Genomic DNA, 24,153 nt, shown 5'->3' with positions numbered 1-24,153 from the left:
TAAGGAGTGCTTAAATTGTATACAATAGGAATAGATATTGGCTCAGTTGCTACTAAGATAGTTCTTATGAAAGATAAAAAGATTGTTGAATATAGAGTATGTCCAAGTGGATGGAATCCAAAGGAAACTTGTGAGAGTTTAGTTGATGATATGCTCTATAATAATGATTTGAATAAAAAAGACATAAAAAGTATTGTAGCAACTGGATATGGAAGAGTTGCACTAGATTTTGTTGATAAGAAAATAACTGAAATTACATGCCACGCTAAGGGAGCTAAATTTTTAAATGAAAAAACTAGTGCAATAATAGACATAGGAGGGCAAGATAGCAAGGCAATTGAGCTTGATGATGATGGAAGAGTTTTAAATTTTATAATGAATGATAAGTGTGCAGCAGGTACTGGTAGGTTTTTAGAGGTTATATGTAATGCTATGGATATAGATGTAGAAGAGTTGTCTGATATGGCTTATAACGGTACTCCTGTGAAAATAAATAGTATGTGTACTGTATTTGCTGAATCTGAAATTATAAGTTTAAAATCTAAGGGAGCTAAAAAGGAAGATATAGCATCTGGACTTGTTCATTCTATAGTAGATAAAGTGAGTTCTCTTACCTCAAAAATTAACTTAAATGAAGAAGTATTTTTTTCAGGTGGATTGTGTACTAATAAATACTTAAAAGATGCACTTCAAAAAAGACTAAATAAAAAAATAAATACTGATGATCGCGCTCAATTTACAGGTGCAATTGGAGCTGCTCTTTTAGGGTAATAAATAAGGATAAGATTTAATCTTGTCCTTATTTTGTTTTTCGGGTATTATTTTAAAGTATAATAACTAGATGAGTTAATTGAGGAGGAGTTTTAATTGATAGATAAAAAAGTAGTAGTAATTGGTGGAGGAGCAGCTGGAATGATTGCAGCTTCTATTGCTGGAGGTAGAGGTCTAGATGTTACTTTGATTGAGAAAAATAGTATGGTGGGAAAGAAACTTTTGATAACAGGAAAAGGAAGATGTAATATAACTAATGATTGTGATGTTGAAGAGTTGATTGAAAATGTTCCTGTAAATGGAAAATTTTTATATAGTGCTTTTTATACTTTTACTAATATGGACGTTATAGAGCTATTTAATAAATTAGGGGTTAAAACTAAGGTTGAGAGAGGAAATAGGGTATTTCCTGTTTCAGATAGATCGTCTGATGTAGTTGAAGCTCTTAAAAAGTATATGAAACAAAATAATGTAAAGGTTTTAAAAGGAGAGGTTGATAAAGTAGAATCAAATGATGGATGTGTAAAAAATATAGTGTTAAAGAATGGAAAAAGTATAACGTGTGACAGTGTAATAATTGCAACAGGAGGTGCATCTTATCCTCAAACAGGGTCAACTGGAGATGGATATAAATTTGCAAGACAAAATGGACATAATATAAATAAAATAAAGCCATCTTTAGTTCCACTTGAAACTAAGGAAAAATGGGTAAAAAATTTACAAGGATTAACTCTTAGAAATATATCTATAAAGGTCTTGAATAAAAACAACAAAAAGGTATATGATGATTTTGGAGAACTTAATTTTAATAGTTATGGAATATCAGGTCCTGTTATATTGTCTGCAAGTTGTTATATAAAAGATATGGATAAGAATGATTACAGAGTTATAATAGATTTAAAACCAGCTTTATCTAATGAAAAGCTTGATAATAGAATACAAAGAGATTTTGATAAGTATTCAACCAAAGATTTTGAAGAAGCTTTAAAAGGTTTACTTCCTCAAAAGATGATACCTACGATAGTAGAGTTAACAGAGATAGATCCTAAAAAAATAGTAAATCAAATATCAAAAGAAGAGCGCAAAAAACTGATTTACTCTTTAAAAAATATGACTTTAAATATAAAAAAATATAGACCTATAAAGGATGCTATAGTTACATCTGGAGGAGTAAAAATAAATGAAATTAATCCAAGTACTATGGAGTCTAAATTAATTGAAGGATTGTATTTTGCAGGTGAAGTTATTGATGTGGATGCTTATACAGGAGGGTTTAATTTGCAAATAGCTTTTTCTACAGGATACCTTGCTGGTATGAATTGTTAAAAACCGTATAATATAAAGTTAAGTTTAATTCAGATGAAGTTTTTAATCCAAATGTATATATGAGTTAAGGGGGGATTTATTATGAAAGCAGAGATATTATGTGTTGGAACAGAAATATTATTAGGAGATATAGTTAATACTAATGCACAATTTTTAGCTAAAGAACTAGCTGATTTAGGTATTTGTATTTATTATCAAACTGTTGTGGGGGATAATCCAGATAGATTAAAGGAGGCTCTTAAAATAGCTTTTTCAAGAGCAGACTTAGTTATTACAACTGGAGGCTTAGGACCTACTAAGGATGATTTGACAAAGGAAGTGTGTGCTGAATTTTTTAATCAAAAGCTTGAAGTAAATGAAGAGTCTATGAACTATATAAAAGAGTATTTTAAATCTCAAAACAAAAATATGGTTAAATCGAATGAGAAACAGGCTTGTTTTCCTAAAGATAGTATTATATTAAAAAATGATTGTGGAACAGCACCAGGCTGTATAATCAAGGATGATAATAATACGGTTATGTTATTTCCTGGTCCTCCAAGAGAGATGATTCATATGTTTAAAAACTATGCAAAACCATATCTTCAAAAATATCAAAAGGATATTTTTGAATCTAAAACTTTAAGAATATGTGGAATTGGAGAAAGTAGTGTAGAGGATCAAATACAGGATTTAATTGAAGGACAGACTAATCCAACAATAGCTCCTTATGCAAAAAACTCAGAGGTAACTCTTAGAATAACAGCTAGAGCTTCATCTAAAAAGGAAGCTAAAGACTTGATTGAACCATTAAAAAATGAGATTTATTCAAGACTGGCTCCATTTGTTTATGGAGAAGATGATACTTGTCTTGAATTTGAAGTTGCTAAGATGATTATAAATAAAAATCTTACAATATCTACTGCAGAATCTTGTACAGGAGGGCTTATAGCATCAAAGCTTATAAATTATCCTGGGATATCTTCTGTTTTTAATGAAGGAATGGTTACTTATACTAACGAATCAAAGATGAAAAGACTTGGAGTAAAAAAGGAAACACTTGAAAAATATGGAGCTGTAAGCGAACAGACAGCTACTGAGATGGCTATGGGAGTAGCGAAAAACACAAAATCTAATATAGGAATTTCTGTAACAGGAATAGCAGGCCCAGGTGGCGGAAGTGAGCAAAAACCTGTTGGACTTGTATATATAGGGATTTGTATAAATGGAGTTACAAAAGTTAAACAATTGAATTTAAAAGGAGATAGAAATAGAATACGAAATATAACTGCTATTACAGCTTTAAATTTCTTGAGATTAGAGTGTTTAAATATATAAAGCGAAACTTAATTCAGATGGAGTTTTTAATCCAACTGAATTTTTAGTTGAGCTAATCCAGAAGCTGTTAAGTTCTTATCTCCAGTCTTAATATTGTGGAGTTGTAGAACTTTTAGCTTTCGGATAAAACGACATTAACCATAAAAAGTATAGTTTTACAAAAAATACTATACATGAAATTTTAAATTTTTCACAAAATACTAACAAGCAACAAATAAAAAAAAAAGTGAGGGATTTAATATGACTAACAACAATAATAATAACAAAGCAGTTCCAGCAGCTAAGGCAGCATTAAATCAAATGAAACTTGAGACTGCTAATGAATTAGGACTATCTAATTATGAAAATATGGATAAGGGAAACTTAACAGCTAGACAAAATGGTTATGTAGGTGGATCAATGACTAAGAAATTAGTTGAAATGGCTGAGCAACAAATGAGTGGAGGACAACAACCTAAATAGTAGTTTAGAAGATAAAGGTGAAGAATTAATTCTTCACCTTTATTTTTATTTATAACGAATAGGAAATTATAATCATATTCAAATTGTGTATAAGTATAATTTTCGTTATGAGTTTCAAAAAAGTTTACATTTAAGATTCTTTTAAAGAAGAACTTTTTTATAATATACAATCTTCTAGTTTATCTAAATTCTTTATAAGTATAGTATTTTTATTAAATTCTATTAAGTCTTCTTCTCTCATTTTTATCAGTTCTCTAGACAAAGATGGTCTAGTTACAGCAAATTGCTCTGACATTTCTTGTCTTGAATAAGGTATCTTTATCAATAGTTTTTTTTGTTTTGTATACTCATCTAAAAGGTAGCTTGCAACTTTTTCTCTTATAGTTTGATAAGATAGTGTTTTTACTTTTTTATTTAACATAAGTATTTTATTCGATAAAAGTGACATAAAGTTTTTTAGTATATCTGGATTTATTGTACAAATCTTCAAAATATCTTCTTTTGATATGAACATAATTTCTGCAGAAGTTATGGGAACTAAGGTTGCTGGATATGTGTTTTTTTGAGAAAAAACTATAACTTCTCCAAATATATTGCCTGATGATAAGGTTGAAATTGTAAGGGTTTTACCAGATGGATAGATCTTTTGAATCTCTATGTTACCAGATATTAAAATACCTATACTGTTTAAAGGGTCTCCTTCTATGGCAATTAGTTCATTTTTATTAAATGATTTAATTTTGTAATTGATATTAGAGAGTATATTATTTAAATTGTTATCTGCTATATTTTTGAACAATACACTTGATTTTAAAATATTTTCTAAATCCAACATAATGGTCTCCTTGAAAGTCTTTAGAGTAAAGACTTTTTTACTAAATAATAATATAACCAAACTTAAAAAGCAATATAGAATATTTTTATGTGTTTTAGTAAATAATAGAATTAAAACTATTTTAGGAGTGATTTATATGGAACAAAATGTGAATTTTGAAGCGGTTAAAGAACAATTTAAAAATTCTTCACTAGATGAACAAATAAGAATATACACAACTACATCTGGTCTTACAGTTGAACAGTTTAAAGAATTACTTAAATATTTTCCTATACAACATCTAGATAAATTGGAAAAAGCCATGGCTTAAAATGAAAAAAACTATATATTATTTATGTGGAGGTTTAATATTTTTTCTTATACTTTTAATTAGTATTGAATTTTATTCTTTAAATTCTTTTTTTTACTTTAATCAATATGATAAAAATGATGTTTATCAAAATATTACATATTCAAAAGAAGATGTAAAAAGTGTAACTTATAATTTGATAAACTATTTAAAATCTGACTCTAATTTAGAGTATAAAGATGTTTTTTCAGATAAAGAAAAAAGGCATATGAAAGATGTAAAGTATATGTTTGAAAAAGGAATTTTGATAAAAAGATTGGCCATAATAGCTATTTGTACAATAATTTATGTTAATAGAAAAGATATTGAGAATATATTAAAATGTTTCAATAAAAGTATTTTAACAACGTGTGTTGTATCTACATTATTATGTTCTATAATCTCTTTAAATTATTATAGGTATTTCACTATATTTCATAAAATGTTTTTCAATAACGATGATTGGCTATTAAGTCCAAAAGAGAGTATAATAATAAATTTATTACCGCTTGAGTTTTTTAAGAGCATAAGTATATATATTTTTATTACTACTATAATTGTAAGCTGTATTGTAATTTCTATTAACTTCTTTTTAATCAAAAGAAAAAAGCTAGAGCCAAAACTCTAGCTTTTTTTATTCAATAGCAGATTATATCATTTTTGTTTTGTGGATAACTGGTTAAGAAAGAGATACTTTCAACTATTTTTAAGCAACGGATAAATATAATTTTCGTTATGAGTTTCAAAAAAGTTTACATTTAAGATTCTTCTAAAGAAGAACTTTTTTATATTTATTAGAAGTTAAATGATAAAAGAAAATATGGATGGTTTACGAGACTTAAATTTAAAGGGATGATTTTTTTATAGAAAATCATCCCTTTAAATTTAAATAATGGGAATTATATATGTATTAATGGGGATTATAAAATTAAATGGAGGGGATGAGAATATGAATGAATCTCTTACAAATAGACAAATTGCTTTTATTATTTTTGGAATAGTAGTAGGATATGGTGTTTTGGGTCTTCCTAAAAATGTTACAGAAAATGCAGGTACAGGAGGATGGTTTACGTTATTAATGGCTACAGCAATAACCATTATTTTCACGTATATAATTACATATCTTGGATATGTTCATAAAAATAAAACAATATATGAGTATAGTAATATATTAACTGGAAAATTTATCGCATCTATATTCATGATTATATATATTATCTATTATTTTATGCTTTTTACTATGATTATAAGAATGGCTAGTGAAGCTATTAAGCTTACAGTATTAATAAAAACTCCTGTATGGGCATTATGTTTGCTATTTCTTTCAGTTGTATATTATGCAGTAATAAAAAAACTAGAAGTAATTGCAAGAATTTGTGAAATCTATGGTTTGATTCTTATAATAGGGTATATAACTATACATTTAGCAGTATTAAGCCAAGGAAAATTAATTAATTTAAGACCTTTTTTCGTTGCAGGAGATTTACAAGCATATTTAAACGCAACTTTAGTTACCATATTTCCATTTTTAGGTGTAGAAATACTTACAATTATATCTTTTAACAAAAAGAAGAATAATAAACGAGTATTTAAATATACAACTCTTATGGTAGGATTTATAGGAATTCTTTATATACTTATTGTAGAATCATGTATTTCTATTATGGGAGTTGATGGTATTGTTCATTACAAAGATGCATTATTTGCTACAATAAGAAGAGTTGATATTAAAAGTCTTCAGTTTTTAGAAAGGATAGATGGTATCTTTTTAACTATATGGATAATGGGTATGTTTTGTACTGCTTCTATAGAGGCTTATGGTTCAGTTTTTCTTATGAGTAAATGGTTTAAAGATATTCATTTTAATCTTCTTGCATTCATTGTAATTATTTTAGCTTTTATTGTTGGTCAGATTCCTAAGACTATTGATGATGTTGAAAAAATAATGGATTATATTAGTTATTGTACCTTAATAACAGCTGGATTCATACCAATGATATTATTTTTAATTACGAAGGTGAAAAAATATGATAAAAAAATTAGGTAAAGCATTAACTATAAGTATGTCTGTGTTATTACTAACAAGTTGTTGGGATTCTGAAGACATAAATAAAAAAAGCATTACCGTTAGTATTGGTGTAGATTATGTAAATGATAATATTGAATTTTCTGGTGAAGTTGCTAAGCTTGCATCCGCATCTAAAGAAGAAGAAAAAGCTGAGACATCAGATGTATATAAAATGTTATCTTATGGTAAAACCTTTGAAGAAGCTAGGGTAAACTACGATTCAGTAAATCCTTTTTCTGTATTTTTAGGGGCTACAAGGGTTGTTGTTTTTGGCGAGAAATATGCAAAAAAAGGTATAGAACCTTATTTGAATAGAATTGATCACTTATATGATTATAGAAAAACACTTTTGTCTGTAGTAAGTCGTGAACCACCAAGAGAACTATTTAATATAAAAGTAGAAAAAGATATATCAGTGGGCTTTTTAATAGAAGATATTATGGAGCATGTATCGAGTAATGGAGAAGGATTATATCCAGTAACTGGAGAACTTCTTTCTGATATTGAATTAGGTGAAATAGGCTATCTTCTTCCGTATATAGGAATAGAGGAAGGCACTATAAAATACTTAGGTCTTGCAGTTATGAAAAATTCAAAATTAATAGGAATTATTGATATAAAAAAAACATCTGGAATCACATATATATTAGCAAAAGAACCTAAGATTATTCAAATTATAAATAGTAGTAATAATGAAAAAAATAAAATCTCTTTTCGAACATTTGTTAAGAAAAGAAAGATTAAAACAGATTATATAGATGGGCAAGTTACGATTAATATTGATTTGGATTTAAAAGCACAATTACGATATCAGTATTATATGGAACCAATAAGTGATGAATATACTAAGATCTTAGAAAATAAGATATCAGAAAAAGCTAAAAATAATATTGAGTATATTATAAAGAGAGCAAAAAGTGAATTTAAGTGTGATATTTTTGGATTTGCAAGATACTTTAGAGCTGAACATCCTGAAATTTATGAGAAAATAGATTGGGAAGATGCCTTTACAAAGGCAAATATAAATGTGAATGTTAATACGAAAATTATAAACAGTAGTTTAACAGACCCAAATGCGAAAAAGAAATATTAAAGGATGGATAATATGATTAAAAAAAACAGATTTATAGATAAGATGGAAGAATTTAAAAATTCTAACATAGGAATATCTACAAGAAAGCTATCCATTATGAATATAGATATATTTATACTATATATCCAACACATTACAGATAAAGAAAGACTATCAAATGATATTATAAAACCCATATTACAAGATGGGAAACATGAAATTCTTAGTATAGATAAAATAGCAAATTCGGTTATTTATATAGATGATATTTCGATTGATGATGATGAAAATAAGATGATTGATCACCTTTTGTCAGGAACATCTATTATTTTCATACCTAATGAAGAAAAATATATAGTAGCAAATACTTTAAAGATTGAAAAAAGAGGAATTGAACCACCTGTCATAGACACTACATTAAGGGGATCTAAGGATTCTTTTACTGAAAATTTTGATGATAATATGTCCTTGATAAGATATAGAATAAAGGATAAATCCCTTAGAATAGATCATTTTATCATCGGGAAAAGAACAAATACAAATGTTGCTTTAATTTACATGGAAGATATTATAAATAAAAAATGTGTTACTGAAGTAACAAAAAAGTTAGAAGCTATAGATATAGATGGGATTTTTGAATCAGGATATATTCAAAAATTTGTCTTAAAAGATACTTTTAACCTGTTTCCACAGGCGGGCATTGTAGAGAGATCCGATACGGCATGTGCAAACATACTTGAAGGTAAGCTTATTATCATAGTAGAAGGCAGCAATTTAGCCTTAGTTATGCCAAAAACCTTTATTGAATTTCTAGATGTTGGTGATGATCATTATGATAATATATACTTAGGAATGTTTTCTAAATCATTGAGAATAGTAGCACTTGTAGTATCTTTAACATTATCTTCTTTATATGTTGCAGTTGTTAGTTTTCACCCCGATATACTTCCACCACAATATATTTTAGCTATAGCAAGTTCTAGAGTAACAGTTCCATTTAATGCTTTTGTAGAAGCAACATTAATGGAATTTGTAGCTGAAATACTAAGGGAAGCTAGTATAAGACTTCCAAAACAAATAGGTCCAGCTATTGGTATTGTAGGTGCTATTGTTATTGGTCAAGCAGCAGTTGCGGCAGGACTTGTTAGCCCTCTTATGGTCATTATGGTAGCATTATCCATTATGTGTTCTTTTGTGGCACCTGACTACACTATCATGAATCCAATTCGAATATTAAAGTTTTTTATGATTCTAATAACAGGTATATTTGGATTATTCGGATTCGTTATGGGATTTACACTTATTGCAATTAATTTATGTTCTATTAAAACTCTGGGAGTACCTTATGTTGCTCCTATGTCACCTTTTAATTTCAAAGATTTAAAAAATTATATTTTAAGTGATATAACTGTATCTAAAAAAAGACCTAAATATTTAAATACAAGGGATAAGATAAGACAAAAATAGAGATATGTTTTTATAAAAACATATCTCTATTTTTGATTGATACAGCTATAACTGATTATGAATTTATAAAAAGTATAAAAAATTTATAAATGGAAAAAATAAAATAAAAAACAAGAGGTGATTTTATGCTTAGTAATTTTGTAGGGCTTATATATAAGGAATTGATAAAGGGAAAAATAAAAGACTTAAAAAAAGTAAATAAATATAGCATTAAGAAAAAAGAAGATATTGATGTTATAAAAAAAATAGATAATTTACTAGGTAAAATAGCTAAATATGTATTGAATATATTTATATTTTTAATTATGGTGAAAATAAATATATACGTAAGCATAGTGTTTTTAATAGGATTTGTATTTTATAAAAAAATTATAACTGATACCGTTAAAGAAAATATGAAAAATAGAACATTCTCTTTAAAAAAGCTGTTGGATGAAGTGGTAAAAGAAAATTCAAAATTAAAAATAAAAACAGTAATGGTTATGTTTATACTTATGCAGTTCTCAGACTATACAAAACTTTACATGGGTATAATTATGATTCTTTTAGTATTTACTATGAATGATATATATAGTAACATAAAAAATATAAACGAAAATACTTTTCAACAAAAACTTTCTAAATAGCTTTAGATCAAGTGAAACTTACTTGAAGTGGGGGACGATATTATGAAAAATGATAGAGATAGAGTTTATAACATATTAGAAATATCAAAATTGGTTACTGCATCTATGAATTTTTTTGAAATAAAAGATGAAATAGTATCCAAAATGTTAAAAGTAATACATCCTAGAAAAGCTTGTATAAACTTATTTTATAAAAACAATTATAAATATGCATATTTAGTGTGTTCTGCCACTTTAGATTATATACCTGAGTTGTTTTCAAATAAAGATGAAGATGAAATTAAAATAGATTTTAATGAATATCCTAAATACATTCATGAAGCTGTATTTGAAAAAAAAATAGTTTGGATAAAAAATATATTTGAAGATGATAGAGCTATAATGGAAAGAGATATGGCTACACAAGAAGGATATATAGGAAGAATAGTATTTCCACTTATAGCTAATAACAATGTAATAGGATTTATAACTTGTTATATAACAGAAGATGATGATCTTACACAAGAAGATATAAACTTTATATCTTCTGTTTCTTCGTTAATAAGTCTTTCAATAGAAATAACAAAAGAAAACTATAAAATAGATACTCTAATAAAAAAATTAAGAGGAGCTATAAACTATATAAGCAAGGCAACTGAGGAATTATATGCAAACAGATCCATAGATAACTTTCTTTCTTTAATTAGTAGGCAAATGTGTAAGCTTACTCTTAGTGAAAGTTCAATAGTAATACTTAATGACAATAATAATAAAACACAATCATTTAACCAATACGGAAATGAAAATATAAATATACACAAGGCTTTAGGTTTCTTTATAAATAATGATATGGATGATAGTGGAAAATATTATAATCCTAAGGATTTAAAAAAATATATAAATGATGATAATATAAAGTCCTTAATATATTATGAACTAAAGATATCAAATGAAACTATAGGATATATAGCTGCTGTAAACAGTAAAAAATACACTGATGATGATATAAAAATACTTAGTATATTTTCATCTCAAATAGTCCTTGCTATTCAAATGTATAATAATTCGAAGAAAATATTTGAGCATGAGTTATTGGAAAAAGAACTTGAAATTGTGTCAAAGCAGCAAAAACTTATAATGAGTGATACACAAATTAAATTCTCAGATTCAAAAGAAATAGTATTTTTTCATGAACCATCAAAATATATAGGTGGAGATTTTTGTGAAATAATAAAAATAGATGAAAGTAAGGTATGCATATTTATAGCAGATGTTATGGGACATGGTATAATGTCTAATTATTTTGTAGCTATGATAAAAGGAGTACTTCAGACTTTGGTATATGAAAAAGAATCGGTTGGGAACATACTGACAAAGATGAATAGGATATTATATGATGATTTTGATAAGGTCAATATATTTGCTACAGCTAGGATTGGAATATTTGATTCTAAAACCGGAAAAGCATCAATATCAAATGCAGGACATCATCATTCTATAGGAATTAAAAAAGATAAAGATATAATTATAGATGATCTTGATTTTGATAAGGGTATGCCCATTGGTGTATTAAAAGATATGGTATACAATGAATATGAATACAATATAAACGACTATGAACTTGTATGTATATACACTGATGGTATAATAGAAGCATCTAATCAATCTGGAGAAGAATTTGGATTAGATAGATTAAAGGAATTAATAAAAGATAATTATGCTGAGGATACTCCTCATATATATTACAAACTTAAGGAAAAATTAAAAAGCTTTACAGGTAAAGAAAGCTTAGAAGACGATCTACTTATTTTATTTGTAAGGAAATCATAATATTTTTGACTTGCAAAGAGTAGACTAAAACAAATGGGGGGATATGGATGAAGTTTTTAATTATAAATGCAAGTCCAAGAAAGGGAAAAAACTGTTATATTATATCTGATTATGTAGCGGATATACTTTATGATAATGATATAGAGTATGAAATGATAAATATATGGGATATGGATATAGAATACTGCAATGCCTGTGGTTATTGTGATAAGACGGGGGTTTGTCACAAAACAGATGATATGAGTCACATGTATAAAAAGTTTGATGAATCTGATGGAACAATATTGATATCTCCTGTTTATTTTGATGGTGTTCCTGCAAAGCTTAAAAGTCTAATAGATAGAACTCAATCTTTTTTTGCAAGTAAATATATATTAAAAAGACCATCTATAGATAGAAATAAAAAAAGACTGGGTATGTTTATACATGTAGGGGGAAGCAAACCTTATAAAACTCAGTTCATGGGAGGCCAAATAACAGTTGATTTTTTATTTAAGAGTATAAATACAAAATTGATTCATAATTACTATATATCCAATACGGATGATGTAGATTTAAAAAATAACGATTTATATAAGGAAGATATAAAGAAATTAATTATAGATTTAAAGAATAAGGGCTAGTTATAACTAGCCCTTATTTGAGGAAAGGGGAAAAATATGCTTAGATATTTAACTAGTGGGGAATCTCATGGACAATCTTTAATTACAATAATAGAAGGTATTCCGTCTAATCTAAATATAGATATAGACAATATTAATGGAGAATTATGTAGACGACAACAGGGATATGGCAGAGGAGATAGAATGAAGATAGAAAAAGATAAAGTGAATATTTTATCTGGTATGAGAGGAAGTACTACTATAGGAAGTCCTATAGCTATTGAAATAAAAAATAAGGATTATGAAAATTGGAAAGAATATATGAATCCAGTTGAAGAAATAGATAAAGAAAGTAAGTGTGTTTCAAAAGTAAGACCTGGACATGCTGATATGGTAGGAAGTTTAAAATATGATTTTAAAGATGTAAGAAATGTTTTGGAAAGGGCAAGCGCTAGAGAAACAGCAGCAAGAGTTGCAGTTGGAGGAGTTTGCAAGGAATTTTTGTCAAAGTTCGATATAGATTTTACATCTCATGTAATACAAATAGGAAATCACAAGCTTAATAAATCGTTTGAATTTGATTACATAAAAAAAGAATCTGAGATATCACAGGTAAGATGTGTAGATAAGGAATATGAAAATTTATTTATAGATGAAATAAAAAAAGCAAAAGAAGAGGGAGATAGTTTAGGTGGAATATTTGAGGTTAGGATAAAAAATGTTGTTCCAGGGCTTGGGAGTTATGTTCATTATGATAAAAAACTTGATTCTGAGTTAAGTGCTCATATTATGTCAATACAAGCGATAAAAGGAGTAGAGTTCGGACTTGGATTTGAAATGGCAAGCTTAAAGGGCTCTGATATTCATGATGAAATATATTATTCAAAAGAAAGAGGTATTTATAAAAATACTAATAGATTAGGTGGTATAGAAGGTGGAATGAGTACTGGTGAGGAAATCGTAATAAGGGGTGTAATGAAGCCCATACCTACTTTATATAAGCCACTTAATAGTATTGATATAAATACTCTTGAAAATTATAAGGCATCGATAGAAAGATCTGATAATTGTGCTCTGCCGGCTGCTTGTGTGGTTGCTGAAAATGTATGTGCATTCGTTATTGCAAAGTTTTTTATAGAAAAGTTTGGACAAGATAATATGAAGGATATAATTAAAACGTATCAAAATTATTTGGAAAGGTTGTCTGATAGAGGATGGAAAATGGATACAAAGTCTATATAAAAAAAGATTTTAGTGAAATAGATATAAAAAAAGATTACGATAAAGTTTTAATTATAACAGATGAAAATGTAAAAAAACTGTATATGGATAATTTTATACGAACTTTAAATTTTAAGAATATTATACAATACATTATAGAACCAGGAGAAAACTCTAAGACTCTAAACGTGTATGAAGATGTATTTAAGTTTTGTATAGAAAATGAAGTGAGCAGAAAATCATTGATCATAGCATTAGGTGGTGGTGTTGTAGGGGATTTAAGTGGATTTATAGCATCTACTTATATGAGGGGAATAGATCTAATTCATTGTCCTACAACGTTATTATCTCAGGTTGACAGTTCTATCGGAGGCAAGACTGGAATAAATTTAGGAAATTACAAAAATATTATAGGTAGTTTTTATAGACCTGAGTTTATACATATAAATATTAATACACTTAAAACATTAAAACATAATGAATTTCTAAGTGGGCTCTCAGAAGTTATTAAGTATGCACTTATATGTGACTATGAATTCTTGGATTATCTTTTAAATAATAAAAGTAAGATATTAAATTTAGATGAGGAATGTTTAACATATATAGTAAAGAAATGTTCGAATATAAAAATTGATGTCGTTAAAAAAGATGAAAAAGAGTCTGGAATTAGAAAAACATTAAATCTAGGACATACTTTTGGACATGGGATAGAAAAGCTAGGTAATTTGAGCCATGGTTTTGCTGTTGCAATTGGAACCCACATAGCCTTTAGGTTATCCTATAAAAAAGGATATATAAATAAATCTTACTATGAAAAAGCCTTAAGCGTTTATAAAGCCTACAACATACCTATAAGTTTTAATGGTATAAATTCTATGGACATATTAAAAATAATGAAAAAAGATAAGAAAAATAGTTTCTCAAAAATAAATCTAGTACTACCAACTGGACATTCGTCTGTTGAGGTAGTAGATAATATAGATGAAGAGGAGATACTTTATGTAATACAGGAGGTTGGAAATGAGTTTTAGTAACAATAAATTAAGAGGAGAAGTTAATATTCCAGGAGATAAATCTATATCACATAGATCTATAATGTTATCTTCTATATCTAATGGAAAAAATATAGTTAAAAATTTTTTGAGTGGAGAAGACTGTCTAAGCACTATATCGTGTTTTCAAAAAATGGGGATAAAAGCAGAAATGTGTAGAAAAAATGAAGTTATAATACAAGGTAGAGGACTTAGAGGACTTACAAAACCAATTCAAAATTTAAATGTAGGAAATTCGGGAACTACAATAAGACTGATGATGGGTATACTAGCTGGTCAAAATTTCGAATCAACTTTAATAGGAGATAATTCTATATCTAAAAGACCTATGAAAAGAGTAACAGATCCATTAAGGCTTATGGGAGCTAAGATATCTGGGAATGAAGATGCTAATTTTACACCTATAACTATAGGAGGAGGAAATTTAAGTGGAATAGATTATAAGATGCCTATAGCTTCAGCTCAAGTTAAGTCCTCTATAATACTTGCTTCTTTATATGCAAATTCTCCTAGTAAGATAATAGAAAAGAACAAAAGTAGAAATCATACTGAGATCATGCTAAAGTCTTTTGGAGCAGATATAGATGTAAATGGCAATGAAATTTATGTAAATCCTGTTCAAAATCTATATTCTGAAGATATATTTGTTCCAGGGGATATTTCATCAGCTGCATTTTTTATAGCGGGTGCTAGTATGTTGAAGGGATCTGAAGTTTTAATAAAAAATGTAGGACTTAATGAAACGAGGACTGGAATTTTAGATGTATTAAAAGATATGGGTGGAGATTATGAAGTATTAAATAAAAAATATGTTTGTGGAGAATTGATGGGAGATATACTAGTTAGACATTCTAACCTAAATTCTACTATAATAGATTCAAAGTTAATACCAAGGCTTATAGATGAAATACCTATAATAGCTGTCATGGCAACGCAGGCAGAAGGAACAACTATTATAAAAGATGCAAAGGAGCTTAAGGTAAAAGAGTCAAATAGAATAAGTAGTGTTGTTTCTAATCTCAAGAAAATGGGAGCAGATATTGAAGAATTAGATGATGGTATGATTATAAAAGGACCAACAAAGTTGAGGGGTTGCAGTATAGAGAGTTTTTCAGATCATAGGATAGCCATGGCATTTTCTATAGCTTCTTTAGTAGCGTCTGGAAATACAAATATAGATAATACAAGTTGCATAGAAATATCTTTTCCTCATTTTTACGATATATTAAAACAAATAACTTATTAAAAATTTGATTTTTCATATTAAAAAAAGTATAATATTCCTTGAAAAATAATTTAGGAGGTTGGTGTAATGAGATTACCTATAGCTTTATCAAATAAACATATACATTTAGGACAAAAGGATATCGACGTATTATTCGGAGAGGGAACTGAGTTAACTCACTTTAAAGATCTTTCTCAACCAGGACAATTTGCATGTGAAGAAAAAGTAGATATAGTAGGACCAAAGGGAACAATAAAAGGAGTTAGAGTATTAGGACCTGCAAGACCAGAAACTCAAATTGAAATATCTTTAAGTGATGGATTTAAATTAGGAGTAAAAGCACCTATAAAAGATTCAGGGGATGTTGAAGGAACTCCAGGAGTTAAAATAGTAGGACCAAAAGGTGAAGTAGAACTTCAAAGAGGAGTTATAGTAGCTTCAAGACATATACATATGCATACTGATGATGCTGCAAAGTTTAATGTAGAAGATAAGCAAAAGGTTAAGATAAGAACTTCTGGACAAAGAGCGGTAGTATTTGAAAATGTATTAGTAAGAGTAAGTCCAAAGTTTGCTCTTGAAATGCACGTTGATGTAGAAGAAGGAAATGCAGCTGGAGTTAGAAACGGAGATTTAGTAGAATTAATTAATGAATAAAAAAATTATATTTAACAATAATAGAAAGGTAGCCTTTAATAAGGCTACCTTTTTATTATTAAAAAAGTAGTGTATGGAGCAAAGTTTAATTGGTATAATTAACCATATGATAAAAAATTTAAACTTCAAATATATTTAAATTTAAATTATATCTATAAAAAGTGTGAAAATAATGAAAAGTTAGAAAAAAAGAATTTTATTAACAAAATTATACTATATTGACTTGATTTTAATAAAAATATGAACTATTATGTAAGTAAAGAAATTAAATTTTATAAAAATACAGAAAGTTTAATCATGTGATTTTGTTTTGTTTTTTTAAATCATACTATGATTGACAGAATGTATATTGTATACTATACTCAAAGTAAGAAAATTAAAAAACAAGGAGGATTTACTATCATGGCAAAGCAAATGAAAACTATGGATGGTAATACTGCTGCTGCATATGTATCATATGCATTTACTGACGTTGCAGCTATTTACCCAATAACACCATCATCTCCTATGGCAGAGCATGTTGATGAATGGTCAGCTAATGGAATGAAAAATATATTTGGTCAAAAAGTGCAAGTTGTAGAACTTCAATCTGAGGGAGGAGCATCAGGTGCAGTTCATGGATCACTAGCAGCTGGAGCTTTAACTACAACATTTACAGCTTCTCAAGGACTTCTTTTAATGATACCAAATATGTATAAAATAGCAGGAGAACTTCTTCCAGGAGTATTCCATGTAAGTGCTCGTGCAATAGCAAGTCATGCACTTTCTATATTTGGAGATCATTCAGATGTAATGGCAGCAAGACAAACTGGATTTGCTTTCTTAGCATCAGGTTCAGTTCAAGAAGTTATAGATCTTGGAGGAGTTGCTCACTTAGCATCTATTAAGTCAAGAGTGCCATTTGTACATTTCTTTGATGGATTCAGAACTTCTCATGAGATTCAAAAAGTTGAGCTTATAGATCATGCAGATTTTGCAAGACTTGCAGATAAAGATGCTGTTAAAGAGTTCAGAAATAGAGCTTTAAATCCAGAGCATCCTGTAACTAGAGGTACAGCACAAAACCCAGATATCTTCTTCCAAGCAAGAGAATCATCTAATACATATTATGAAAAAGTACCTGGAATAGTTGCTGAATACATGAAGGAAATAAGCGAAATAACTGGTAGAGAATATAAGCCATTTAACTACTATGGAGCTGAAGATGCAGAAAACGTAATCATAGCTATGGGTTCTGTAACAGATACAATAGAAGAAACTATAGATTATTTAGCATCAAAAGGTGAAAAAGTAGGACTAGTAAAAGTTCGTCTATATAGACCGTTCTCACCTGAATACTTCTTCAATGTTCTTCCAAAGTCAGTTAAAAAAATAGCTGTACTTGATAGAACAAAAGAGCCAGGAGCATTAGGAGAGCCTCTATATCAAGATGTTCGTACTTTATTCTATGGAAAAGAAAATGCACCTATAATAGTTGGTGGACGTTATGGACTTGGTTCAAAAGATACTACACCTTCTCAAATTAAGGCTGTATATGACAACTTAAAGAAAGCAGAAATCAAAAACAACTTTACTTTAGGAATTATAGATGATGTAACTAATACATCTTTAGAAATAACAGAAGAAATAAACACAGCTCCAGAAGGAACTATAAGATGTAAGTTCTGGGGACTTGGTTCAGACGGTACTGTTGGAGCTAACAAGAGTGCTATAAAAATCATAGGAGATAAGACTGATCTTTATGCTCAAGGATATTTCTCATATGACTCTAAAAAGTCTGGTGGTATAACTATTTCTCACTTAAGATTTGGTAAACAACCTATAAAATCTACTTACTTAATAAATGAGGCAGACTTTATAGCATGTCACAACCAATCTTATGTAGAACAATATGATTTATTAAAAGGACTTAAAAAAGAAGGATCTTTCGTTCTTAACTGTAAGTGGGGAATGGAAGAGCTTGAAGAAAAATTACCAGCTTCAATGAAGAAATATATAGCTGATAATAAGATCAACTTCTACACAATAAATGCTACTGATATAGCAGCTGAAATAGGACTTGGAAACAGAATAAACATGATAATGCAATCTGCATTCTTCAAATTAGCTGAAGTTATCGAATTAGACAAAGCTGTTGAATACTTAAAAGAGTCTATAGTTAAGTCTTATGGTAAAAAAGGTGAAAAAGTAGTTAACATGAACTATGCAGCTGTAGATAAGGGATTAGATGCTCTTGTTAAGGTTGAAGTTCCAGCTTCTTGGTCAACTGCTGTACAATCAGAAGTTGCAATAGGTGAATCTAAAGAAGTTCCAGAGTTTGTAGAAAAAATATTAAACCCAATAAACAGACAAGAGGGAGATTCTCTTCCAGTAAGTACTTTTGTTGGTAGAGAAGATGGAACATTCGAAAATGGATCTGCTGCATATGAGAAGCGTGGAATAGCTGTTAATGTACCTGAGTGGCAAATAGATAACTGTATTCAATGTAATCAATGTTCATTCGTATGTCCTCATGCTGCAATAAGACCAGTGTTATTAACTGAAGAAGAAGTTAAAAATGCACCAGAAGGATTTAAGACTAAGAAAGCTGTAGGTAAGGGTCTTGAAGGTCTTCAATATAGAATGCAAGTAACTACTATGGACTGTACAGGCTGTGGAAACTGTGCTGACATTTGTCCATCTAAAGAAAAATCATTAATAATGAAGCCTCTTGAAACACAAACAGAAGTAGAAGTTCCAAACTGGGATTACGCTATGACTGTATCACCAAAAGAAGATTTAGTAAGTCCAAACAATGTTAAGGGAAGCCAATTCAAGCAACCATTATTTGAGTTCTCAGGAGCTTGTGCAGGTTGTGGAGAAACACCTTACGCTAAAGTTGTAACTCAATTATTTGGAGATAGAATGATAATAGCTAATGCAACAGGTTGTTCATCAATTTGGGGAGGATCAGCTCCAACTACTCCATACTGTACAAACCATGAAGGTAAAGGACCAGCTTGGGCTAACTCATTATTTGAAGACAATGCTGAATTTGGATTTGGTATGTCAGTAGCTGTTAAACAAATGAGAAATAAATTAATTGATTCAATAAATGCAATATTAGAGCTTGACATAGCAGATGAATACAAAACAGTATTTACTGAGTGGTTAAACTCTAAAGAAGATGGAGAACTTTCTAAAGCATCAAGTGCTAAAGTTCTTGAATTATTAAAATCAAATAATATAACAGATGAAAAAGCTAAAGAATTATTAGTTGAAATAGAAGATAAGAAAGATTACCTAATCAAGAAGTCTATGTGGATCGTAGGTGGAGACGGTTGGGCTTATGACATCGGTTATGGTGGACTTGACCACGTGTTAGCTTCAGGTGAGAATGTAAATGTTCTTGTATTTGATACAGAGATTTACTCAAATACTGGAGGACAATCTTCAAAAGCTACTCCAACAGGAGCAGTTGCTAAATTCGCAGCTTCTGGTAAAAAAATCAAGAAGAAAGATCTTGGTATGATCGCTGCAACTTACGGATATGTATACGTAGCTCAAGTTGCTATGGGAGCAGACAAGAACCAATTCATGAAAGCTTTAATAGAAGCTGAGAAGTATGATGGACCATCTCTAATCATAGCTTATGCTCCATGTATAAGTCATGGTATTAAAGAAGGAATGGGACGTAGCCAAGCTAATATTAAGAAAGCAGTTGAAGCTGGATACTGGCATTTATACAGATACAACCCAACATTAAAAGAAGAAGGAAAGAATCCATTTACATTAGATTCTAAAGAGCCAACAGCAAGCTTTAGAGATTTCATATTAGGACAAGTAAGATATACATCTTTACAAAAGGCTTTCCCTGAAATAGCTGACGAGTTATTTGTTAAAGCTGAAGAAGATTCTAAACAAAGATATGAAACTTACAAAAAAATGGCTGAACAAGCTTAATAAATAATAAAAAGAGAGAAGCGTAAAATGGACCCTTTGTCAAGGACATTATAAAAAAAGGGTTAAGCTGCATTCAAAAGATGATTTCTAAATTGTTTAGGAGTCATCTTTTTTAATCCCCATTGACATCTATAATTATTATAGTAATCCATGTAATTATCAACTTTATTAATTACTTCTTCAAGTGTAGAACATGTTTTGAAATCTACTTCATCCTTCATATGACCAAAGAAGGATTCTTGAGGTGCATTATCCCAGCAGTTACCACGTCTAGACATGGATTGTCCTAGATTATGGCTTTTTAGTAATTTTTGGAATTTAGGGCTTGTATAGTGGACCCCTTGGTCAGAATGGATAAAAGCTTCATCATGTAAATCAGCTTTATGTGTATTAACTAATTTTTTAATTGTAATTGTAGCTATATCTAAAGTAATTCGATCAGATACATGATATGCTAGAATATCGTTACTAGAGCTATCTTTGATAGCTGATAAATATGCCATTTTATTTATCCCGTAAGGGATGTATGTGATATCAGTAAGTAGCACCTTGCCAGGAATACCCTGTTTGAAATTTCTCTGTAGCAGATTAGGTACTACTCTATGTTCTTTTGTCGCTTTGGCTATTCTTCTATACGGATTGGCTTTTCTTATAGGACATACTATACTGTATTTTCGCATAATCCTTTGGATTTTTTTTCTACTGTATATAATACCAAACTCATTTTCTAGTGTCATTTTAATTGATCTAGAACCTTTCTTATAACCTCTATAATTATAAGCCTTTAATATAATATCTCTAGCTTTTAAATCTTCATTCTCCCTTATAGTTCTAGAAGGTGCTGTCTTTAAATAATGATAATAACCTGAACGTGAAACCCCTAAAATTGAGCAGCAATAAGAAACTGTGCCTGAATAATCTTTTTTAGACACAGTCTTTAAAATTAACTCATATACTTCATTATTTGTTAGATTTACGCAGTTGTTTACCAGCCTCCTTTCTGTCACGTCGAGCTTTTTTAGCAATTCTAATTGTTCCTCAAGCAGTTTTATTTTAGCTTCTTGTTTGCTAATAATATCGTCCTTTGAAACTGGAGCATTACTTGGTCTGCCTGAATTCACTCTTCTAGTATCACTTAATCCTATAATTCCATCTTTCTTGTACGCTTTTATCCATCTGGCTGCCGCCTGTTCATAGCGCTTGACACCAAGTATTTCAACGTCAAATCCAGCATCAATGAAAATAGTTCGTGGTGTGCTTCCTCTTAAATACTCCTCAATAAACATTATTTTAAACTCGTCAGAGTATGTTATTGACTTCTCGCTAACGCGCTTTACATAAGGGTTCTTATTTAATCTTTCAATATTGTCTTTTGAAAATGTAATTTTACTCATACTAAAGGCCTCCATATTCAATGATAATTATACACAAAAAAGTACCTATAAACTAGACACTCTTTTTTATGTGTCCAATCTATAGGTACCATTTTAGCGAAAGCTTCTCTTTTTTTTTATACATTAAAAAATTATTCATTAAATAAATATTTAGTATTGACATTTAAGGTGAAAATGACGAAAATAGTATATTAAATACACAATTAAGTTAGGATTTATATAAGGGGATGAATAGGATGAATAATAACATGAAAAATATGATAGATATGGCTAGTGGAAGAAAAAAATCAGAATTGGTACTTAAAAATTGTAAGGTTGTAAATGTATTTTCACATGAAATAATAGAAGCTGATATTGCTATAGCATATGGAAAGATAGTAGGTGTTGGAAATTATAGTGGAGAAAAAGAAATAGACATAAAAGGAAGGTACGTATCTCCGGGACTTATAGATGGACATATACATATAGAATCATCTATGGTATCTCCAGTTCAGTTTGCAAGAGCAATAGTTCCAAGAGGAACTACTACGATAATTGCAGACCCTCACGAAATAGCGAATGTATGTGGGCTTAAAGGAATTGAATACATGCTGAATGAAACTAAAAATATACCGTTAAATGTATACATAATGCTTCCATCTTGCGTACCGGCTACACCTTTTGAAAGTTCAGGAGCTGTACTTGAAGCTGATGATTTGGAGAAATTAATAGATAATCCAAGAGTATTGGGGCTTGGAGAATTGATGAATTATCCTGGCGTTATAAATTGTGATGATAGCGTTATAAAAAAAGTTAACCTTGCTAATGAGTACTCAAAAATAATAGATGGACATGGTCCTGAAATATCTGGGAAAGACTTAAATGCATATGTTGTATCAGGGGTTAAAACTGAGCATGAATGTTCAACGGTTGAGGAAATGATGGAGAGAATAAGACTGGGTATGTATATAGCCATAAGACAAGGATCTGCTGCCAAAAATTTATTATCATTAGTAAAGGGGATAACTGATGAAAATATGAGAAGGTGTATATTATGTGCTGATGATAGACATCCAGAGGATTTATTGAATGAAGGACATATAGATAATAGTGTAAGAATAGCTATAAAAAATGGAATAGATCCTATATCAGCTATAAAGATGGCCAGCATAAATACTGCTGAATGCTATAATCTTGAAAAATTAGGTGCAATAGCACCGGGATATTATGCTGATTTAATAGTTATTGATGATTTAGAAGAGTTTGATGTAGTTAAAGTATTTAAAAATGGGAAATTGGTATCAAAAAATAAGAAACCTTTATTTAATGCAAGTGAAAATAGCAGTTATGATGTAAAAGATACTGTAAATATAAAAAATGTAAAAAAAGAAGATTTAAATATAAATATGAAAACAAATAAAGCAAACGTTATGGGTGTAATAGATCATAGCATATTGACTAAGAAGGTAGTTAGAAATGTAAATGTTGAAGATGGATTGTTTAAAAGTACGAAAGAAGATGATGTGCTTAAAATAGCAGTTGTTGAAAGACATAATGCAACAGGAAATATAGGACTTGGACTGGTTGAAAATTTTGGATTAAAAGGTGGAGCTATAGCATCAACCGTAGCTCATGATTCTCATAATATAGTTGTTATAGGAGATAATGACGAAGATATGTTAATGGCTATAAATGAAGTTGCCAGAGTAGGAGGGGGTATAACTATATGCTCAAACTCAAAAATATTAAAAACTCTAGAACTTCCAATAGCGGGTCTTATGTCTGATTTGAATATCGAAAAAGTTAGTGAGATATTATCTGAAATGCTGCATATATCTTATGAAAAGTTGAATGTAAATAAGAATATAGAGCCGTTTATGACTCTTGCATTCTTGGCACTTCCTGTTATTCCTGAGATAAAGATTACTGATAAGGGATTATTTGATGTTACTAAGTTTGATTTTATAGAAATAAATGTGGATTAAAGTAACATAAAATAT

At 29.2% G+C, this 24,153-nt stretch carries 20 protein-coding genes; 18 read left to right on the top strand and 2 right to left on the bottom strand.

The window, feature by feature from the left end:
• The first annotated feature begins 6 nt into the window (after positions 1-6).
• The 4 genes from P4S50_RS12490 to P4S50_RS12475 all read left to right on the top strand — a co-directional run bounded on the left by P4S50_RS12490 (position 7) and on the right by P4S50_RS12475 (position 3,876).
• On the top strand, positions 7-771 hold the full coding sequence (locus P4S50_RS12490; protein WP_277731122.1) for an acyl-CoA dehydratase activase: 765 nt from the start codon (positions 7-9) through the stop codon (positions 769-771).
• Positions 772-867: 96 nt separating this feature from the next.
• Positions 868-2,097 (top strand): BaiN/RdsA family NAD(P)/FAD-dependent oxidoreductase, encoded by a 1,230-nt coding sequence (locus P4S50_RS12485; protein WP_331489597.1) that lies wholly within the window; start codon positions 868-870, stop codon positions 2,095-2,097.
• An 81-nt stretch (positions 2,098-2,178) separates the two neighbouring features.
• Positions 2,179-3,414 (top strand): competence/damage-inducible protein A, encoded by a 1,236-nt coding sequence (locus P4S50_RS12480; protein ID WP_277731121.1) that lies wholly within the window; start codon positions 2,179-2,181, stop codon positions 3,412-3,414.
• Between the two features lie 240 nt (positions 3,415-3,654).
• On the top strand, positions 3,655-3,876 hold the full coding sequence (locus P4S50_RS12475) for an alpha/beta-type small acid-soluble spore protein (RefSeq protein ID WP_277731120.1): 222 nt from the start codon (positions 3,655-3,657) through the stop codon (positions 3,874-3,876).
• A gap of 157 nt (positions 3,877-4,033) precedes the next feature.
• On the opposite strand, the gene P4S50_RS12470 is transcribed toward P4S50_RS12475, so the two are convergent.
• The gene (locus P4S50_RS12470) at positions 4,034-4,711 is read right to left on the bottom strand and encodes a Crp/Fnr family transcriptional regulator (RefSeq protein ID WP_277731119.1); all 678 of its coding nucleotides are present in this window, start codon (positions 4,709-4,711) and stop codon (positions 4,034-4,036) included.
• A 136-nt stretch (positions 4,712-4,847) separates the two neighbouring features.
• Between P4S50_RS12470 and P4S50_RS12465 the strand changes: the two genes are divergently transcribed.
• The 13 genes from P4S50_RS12465 (at position 4,848) to nifJ (ending at position 20,780) form a co-directional block, all read left to right on the top strand.
• Positions 4,848-5,021, top strand: a complete 174-nt coding sequence (locus P4S50_RS12465) for a hypothetical protein (RefSeq protein ID WP_277731118.1) — start codon at positions 4,848-4,850, stop codon at positions 5,019-5,021.
• Between the two features lies 1 nt (position 5,022).
• Entirely contained in the window at positions 5,023-5,667 is a 645-nt protein-coding gene (locus P4S50_RS12460; protein WP_277731117.1) for a TIGR01906 family membrane protein, read from the top strand.
• A 321-nt stretch (positions 5,668-5,988) separates the two neighbouring features.
• A complete protein-coding gene (locus P4S50_RS12455) occupies positions 5,989-7,086 on the top strand; it encodes a GerAB/ArcD/ProY family transporter (protein WP_277731116.1) in 1,098 nt (365 codons plus the stop codon).
• Positions 7,067-8,200: a Ger(x)C family spore germination protein gene (locus P4S50_RS12450; protein ID WP_277731115.1), complete on the top strand. Its 1,134-nt coding sequence runs from the start codon at positions 7,067-7,069 to the stop codon at positions 8,198-8,200. The genes P4S50_RS12455 and P4S50_RS12450 overlap by 20 nt, the downstream gene beginning before the upstream one ends.
• Positions 8,201-8,212: 12 nt before the next feature.
• Complete coding sequence (locus P4S50_RS12445; RefSeq protein WP_277731114.1) at positions 8,213-9,646, top strand: spore germination protein; 1,434 nt, start codon at positions 8,213-8,215, stop codon at positions 9,644-9,646.
• Positions 9,647-9,771: 125 nt separating this feature from the next.
• Positions 9,772-10,272, top strand: coding sequence for a hypothetical protein (locus P4S50_RS12440; protein ID WP_277731113.1), 501 nt, complete (start codon positions 9,772-9,774; stop codon positions 10,270-10,272).
• A gap of 42 nt (positions 10,273-10,314) precedes the next feature.
• Positions 10,315-12,081 carry a SpoIIE family protein phosphatase gene (locus tag P4S50_RS12435; protein ID WP_277731112.1) on the top strand — a complete coding sequence of 589 codons (1,767 nt, stop codon included), beginning with the start codon at positions 10,315-10,317 and terminating at the stop codon, positions 12,079-12,081.
• Positions 12,082-12,128: 47 nt separating this feature from the next.
• A complete protein-coding gene (locus P4S50_RS12430) occupies positions 12,129-12,704 on the top strand; it encodes a flavodoxin family protein (RefSeq protein WP_277731111.1) in 576 nt (191 codons plus the stop codon).
• A 36-nt stretch (positions 12,705-12,740) separates the two neighbouring features.
• Positions 12,741-13,925 (top strand): chorismate synthase, encoded by a 1,185-nt coding sequence (aroC, locus tag P4S50_RS12425; protein WP_277731110.1) that lies wholly within the window; start codon positions 12,741-12,743, stop codon positions 13,923-13,925.
• Positions 13,898-14,935: a 3-dehydroquinate synthase gene (gene aroB, locus P4S50_RS12420; protein WP_277731109.1), complete on the top strand. Its 1,038-nt coding sequence runs from the start codon at positions 13,898-13,900 to the stop codon at positions 14,933-14,935. Before aroC ends, aroB begins: the two co-directional genes overlap by 28 nt.
• Positions 14,925-16,202: a 3-phosphoshikimate 1-carboxyvinyltransferase gene (gene aroA / locus P4S50_RS12415; RefSeq protein ID WP_277731108.1), complete on the top strand. Its 1,278-nt coding sequence runs from the start codon at positions 14,925-14,927 to the stop codon at positions 16,200-16,202. Before aroB ends, aroA begins: the two co-directional genes overlap by 11 nt.
• Before the next feature lie 66 nt (positions 16,203-16,268).
• Complete coding sequence (gene pduL / locus P4S50_RS12410) at positions 16,269-16,838, top strand: phosphate propanoyltransferase (RefSeq protein ID WP_277731107.1); 570 nt, start codon at positions 16,269-16,271, stop codon at positions 16,836-16,838.
• A gap of 402 nt (positions 16,839-17,240) precedes the next feature.
• Positions 17,241-20,780 carry a pyruvate:ferredoxin (flavodoxin) oxidoreductase gene (gene nifJ / locus P4S50_RS12405; protein WP_277731106.1) on the top strand — a complete coding sequence of 1,180 codons (3,540 nt, stop codon included), beginning with the start codon at positions 17,241-17,243 and terminating at the stop codon, positions 20,778-20,780.
• A 62-nt stretch (positions 20,781-20,842) separates the two neighbouring features.
• Here nifJ and P4S50_RS12400 read toward each other — a convergent pair whose 3' ends face one another.
• Positions 20,843-22,174, bottom strand: a complete 1,332-nt coding sequence (locus P4S50_RS12400) for an IS3 family transposase (protein ID WP_277730718.1) — start codon at positions 22,172-22,174, stop codon at positions 20,843-20,845.
• 236 nt (positions 22,175-22,410) lie between these two features.
• Here P4S50_RS12400 and ade point away from each other — a divergent pair, with 236 nt between their 5' ends.
• On the top strand, positions 22,411-24,138 hold the full coding sequence (gene ade, locus P4S50_RS12395; RefSeq protein ID WP_277731105.1) for an adenine deaminase: 1,728 nt from the start codon (positions 22,411-22,413) through the stop codon (positions 24,136-24,138).
• Positions 24,139-24,153 lie beyond the last annotated feature (15 nt).

It is taken from the genome of Tepidibacter hydrothermalis (assembly GCF_029542625.1).
In the GTDB taxonomy this organism is placed as follows: domain Bacteria; phylum Bacillota; class Clostridia; order Peptostreptococcales; family Peptostreptococcaceae; genus Tepidibacter_A; species Tepidibacter_A hydrothermalis.
Note: the sequence above shows the minus strand (reverse complement) of the source record. Positions and strands in the feature narration are given on the sequence as shown.

Bases quoted from the DNA above. Each gene is read 5' to 3' on its own strand.
- P4S50_RS12480 (WP_277731121.1), top strand. From the start codon at position 2,179: ATGAAAGCAGAGATATTATGTGTTGGAACAGAAATATTATTAGGAGAT.
- P4S50_RS12475 (WP_277731120.1), top strand. From the start codon at position 3,655: ATGACTAACAACAATAATAATAACAAAGCAGTTCCAGCAGCTAAGGCA.
- P4S50_RS12470 (WP_277731119.1), bottom strand. From the start codon at position 4,711: ATGTTGGATTTAGAAAATATTTTAAAATCAAGTGTATTGTTCAAAAAT.
- P4S50_RS12465 (WP_277731118.1), top strand. From the start codon at position 4,848: ATGGAACAAAATGTGAATTTTGAAGCGGTTAAAGAACAATTTAAAAAT.
- P4S50_RS12460 (WP_277731117.1), top strand. From the start codon at position 5,023: ATGAAAAAAACTATATATTATTTATGTGGAGGTTTAATATTTTTTCTT.
- P4S50_RS12455 (WP_277731116.1), top strand. From the start codon at position 5,989: ATGAATGAATCTCTTACAAATAGACAAATTGCTTTTATTATTTTTGGA.
- P4S50_RS12450 (WP_277731115.1), top strand. From the start codon at position 7,067: ATGATAAAAAAATTAGGTAAAGCATTAACTATAAGTATGTCTGTGTTA.
- P4S50_RS12445 (WP_277731114.1), top strand. From the start codon at position 8,213: ATGATTAAAAAAAACAGATTTATAGATAAGATGGAAGAATTTAAAAAT.
- P4S50_RS12440 (WP_277731113.1), top strand. From the start codon at position 9,772: ATGCTTAGTAATTTTGTAGGGCTTATATATAAGGAATTGATAAAGGGA.
- P4S50_RS12435 (WP_277731112.1), top strand. From the start codon at position 10,315: ATGAAAAATGATAGAGATAGAGTTTATAACATATTAGAAATATCAAAA.
- P4S50_RS12430 (WP_277731111.1), top strand. From the start codon at position 12,129: ATGAAGTTTTTAATTATAAATGCAAGTCCAAGAAAGGGAAAAAACTGT.
- aroC (WP_277731110.1), top strand. From the start codon at position 12,741: ATGCTTAGATATTTAACTAGTGGGGAATCTCATGGACAATCTTTAATT.
- aroB (WP_277731109.1), top strand. From the start codon at position 13,898: ATGGAAAATGGATACAAAGTCTATATAAAAAAAGATTTTAGTGAAATA.
- aroA (WP_277731108.1), top strand. From the start codon at position 14,925: ATGAGTTTTAGTAACAATAAATTAAGAGGAGAAGTTAATATTCCAGGA.
- pduL (WP_277731107.1), top strand. From the start codon at position 16,269: ATGAGATTACCTATAGCTTTATCAAATAAACATATACATTTAGGACAA.
- nifJ (WP_277731106.1), top strand. From the start codon at position 17,241: ATGGCAAAGCAAATGAAAACTATGGATGGTAATACTGCTGCTGCATAT.
- P4S50_RS12400 (WP_277730718.1), bottom strand. From the start codon at position 22,174: ATGAGTAAAATTACATTTTCAAAAGACAATATTGAAAGATTAAATAAG.
- ade (WP_277731105.1), top strand. From the start codon at position 22,411: ATGAATAATAACATGAAAAATATGATAGATATGGCTAGTGGAAGAAAA.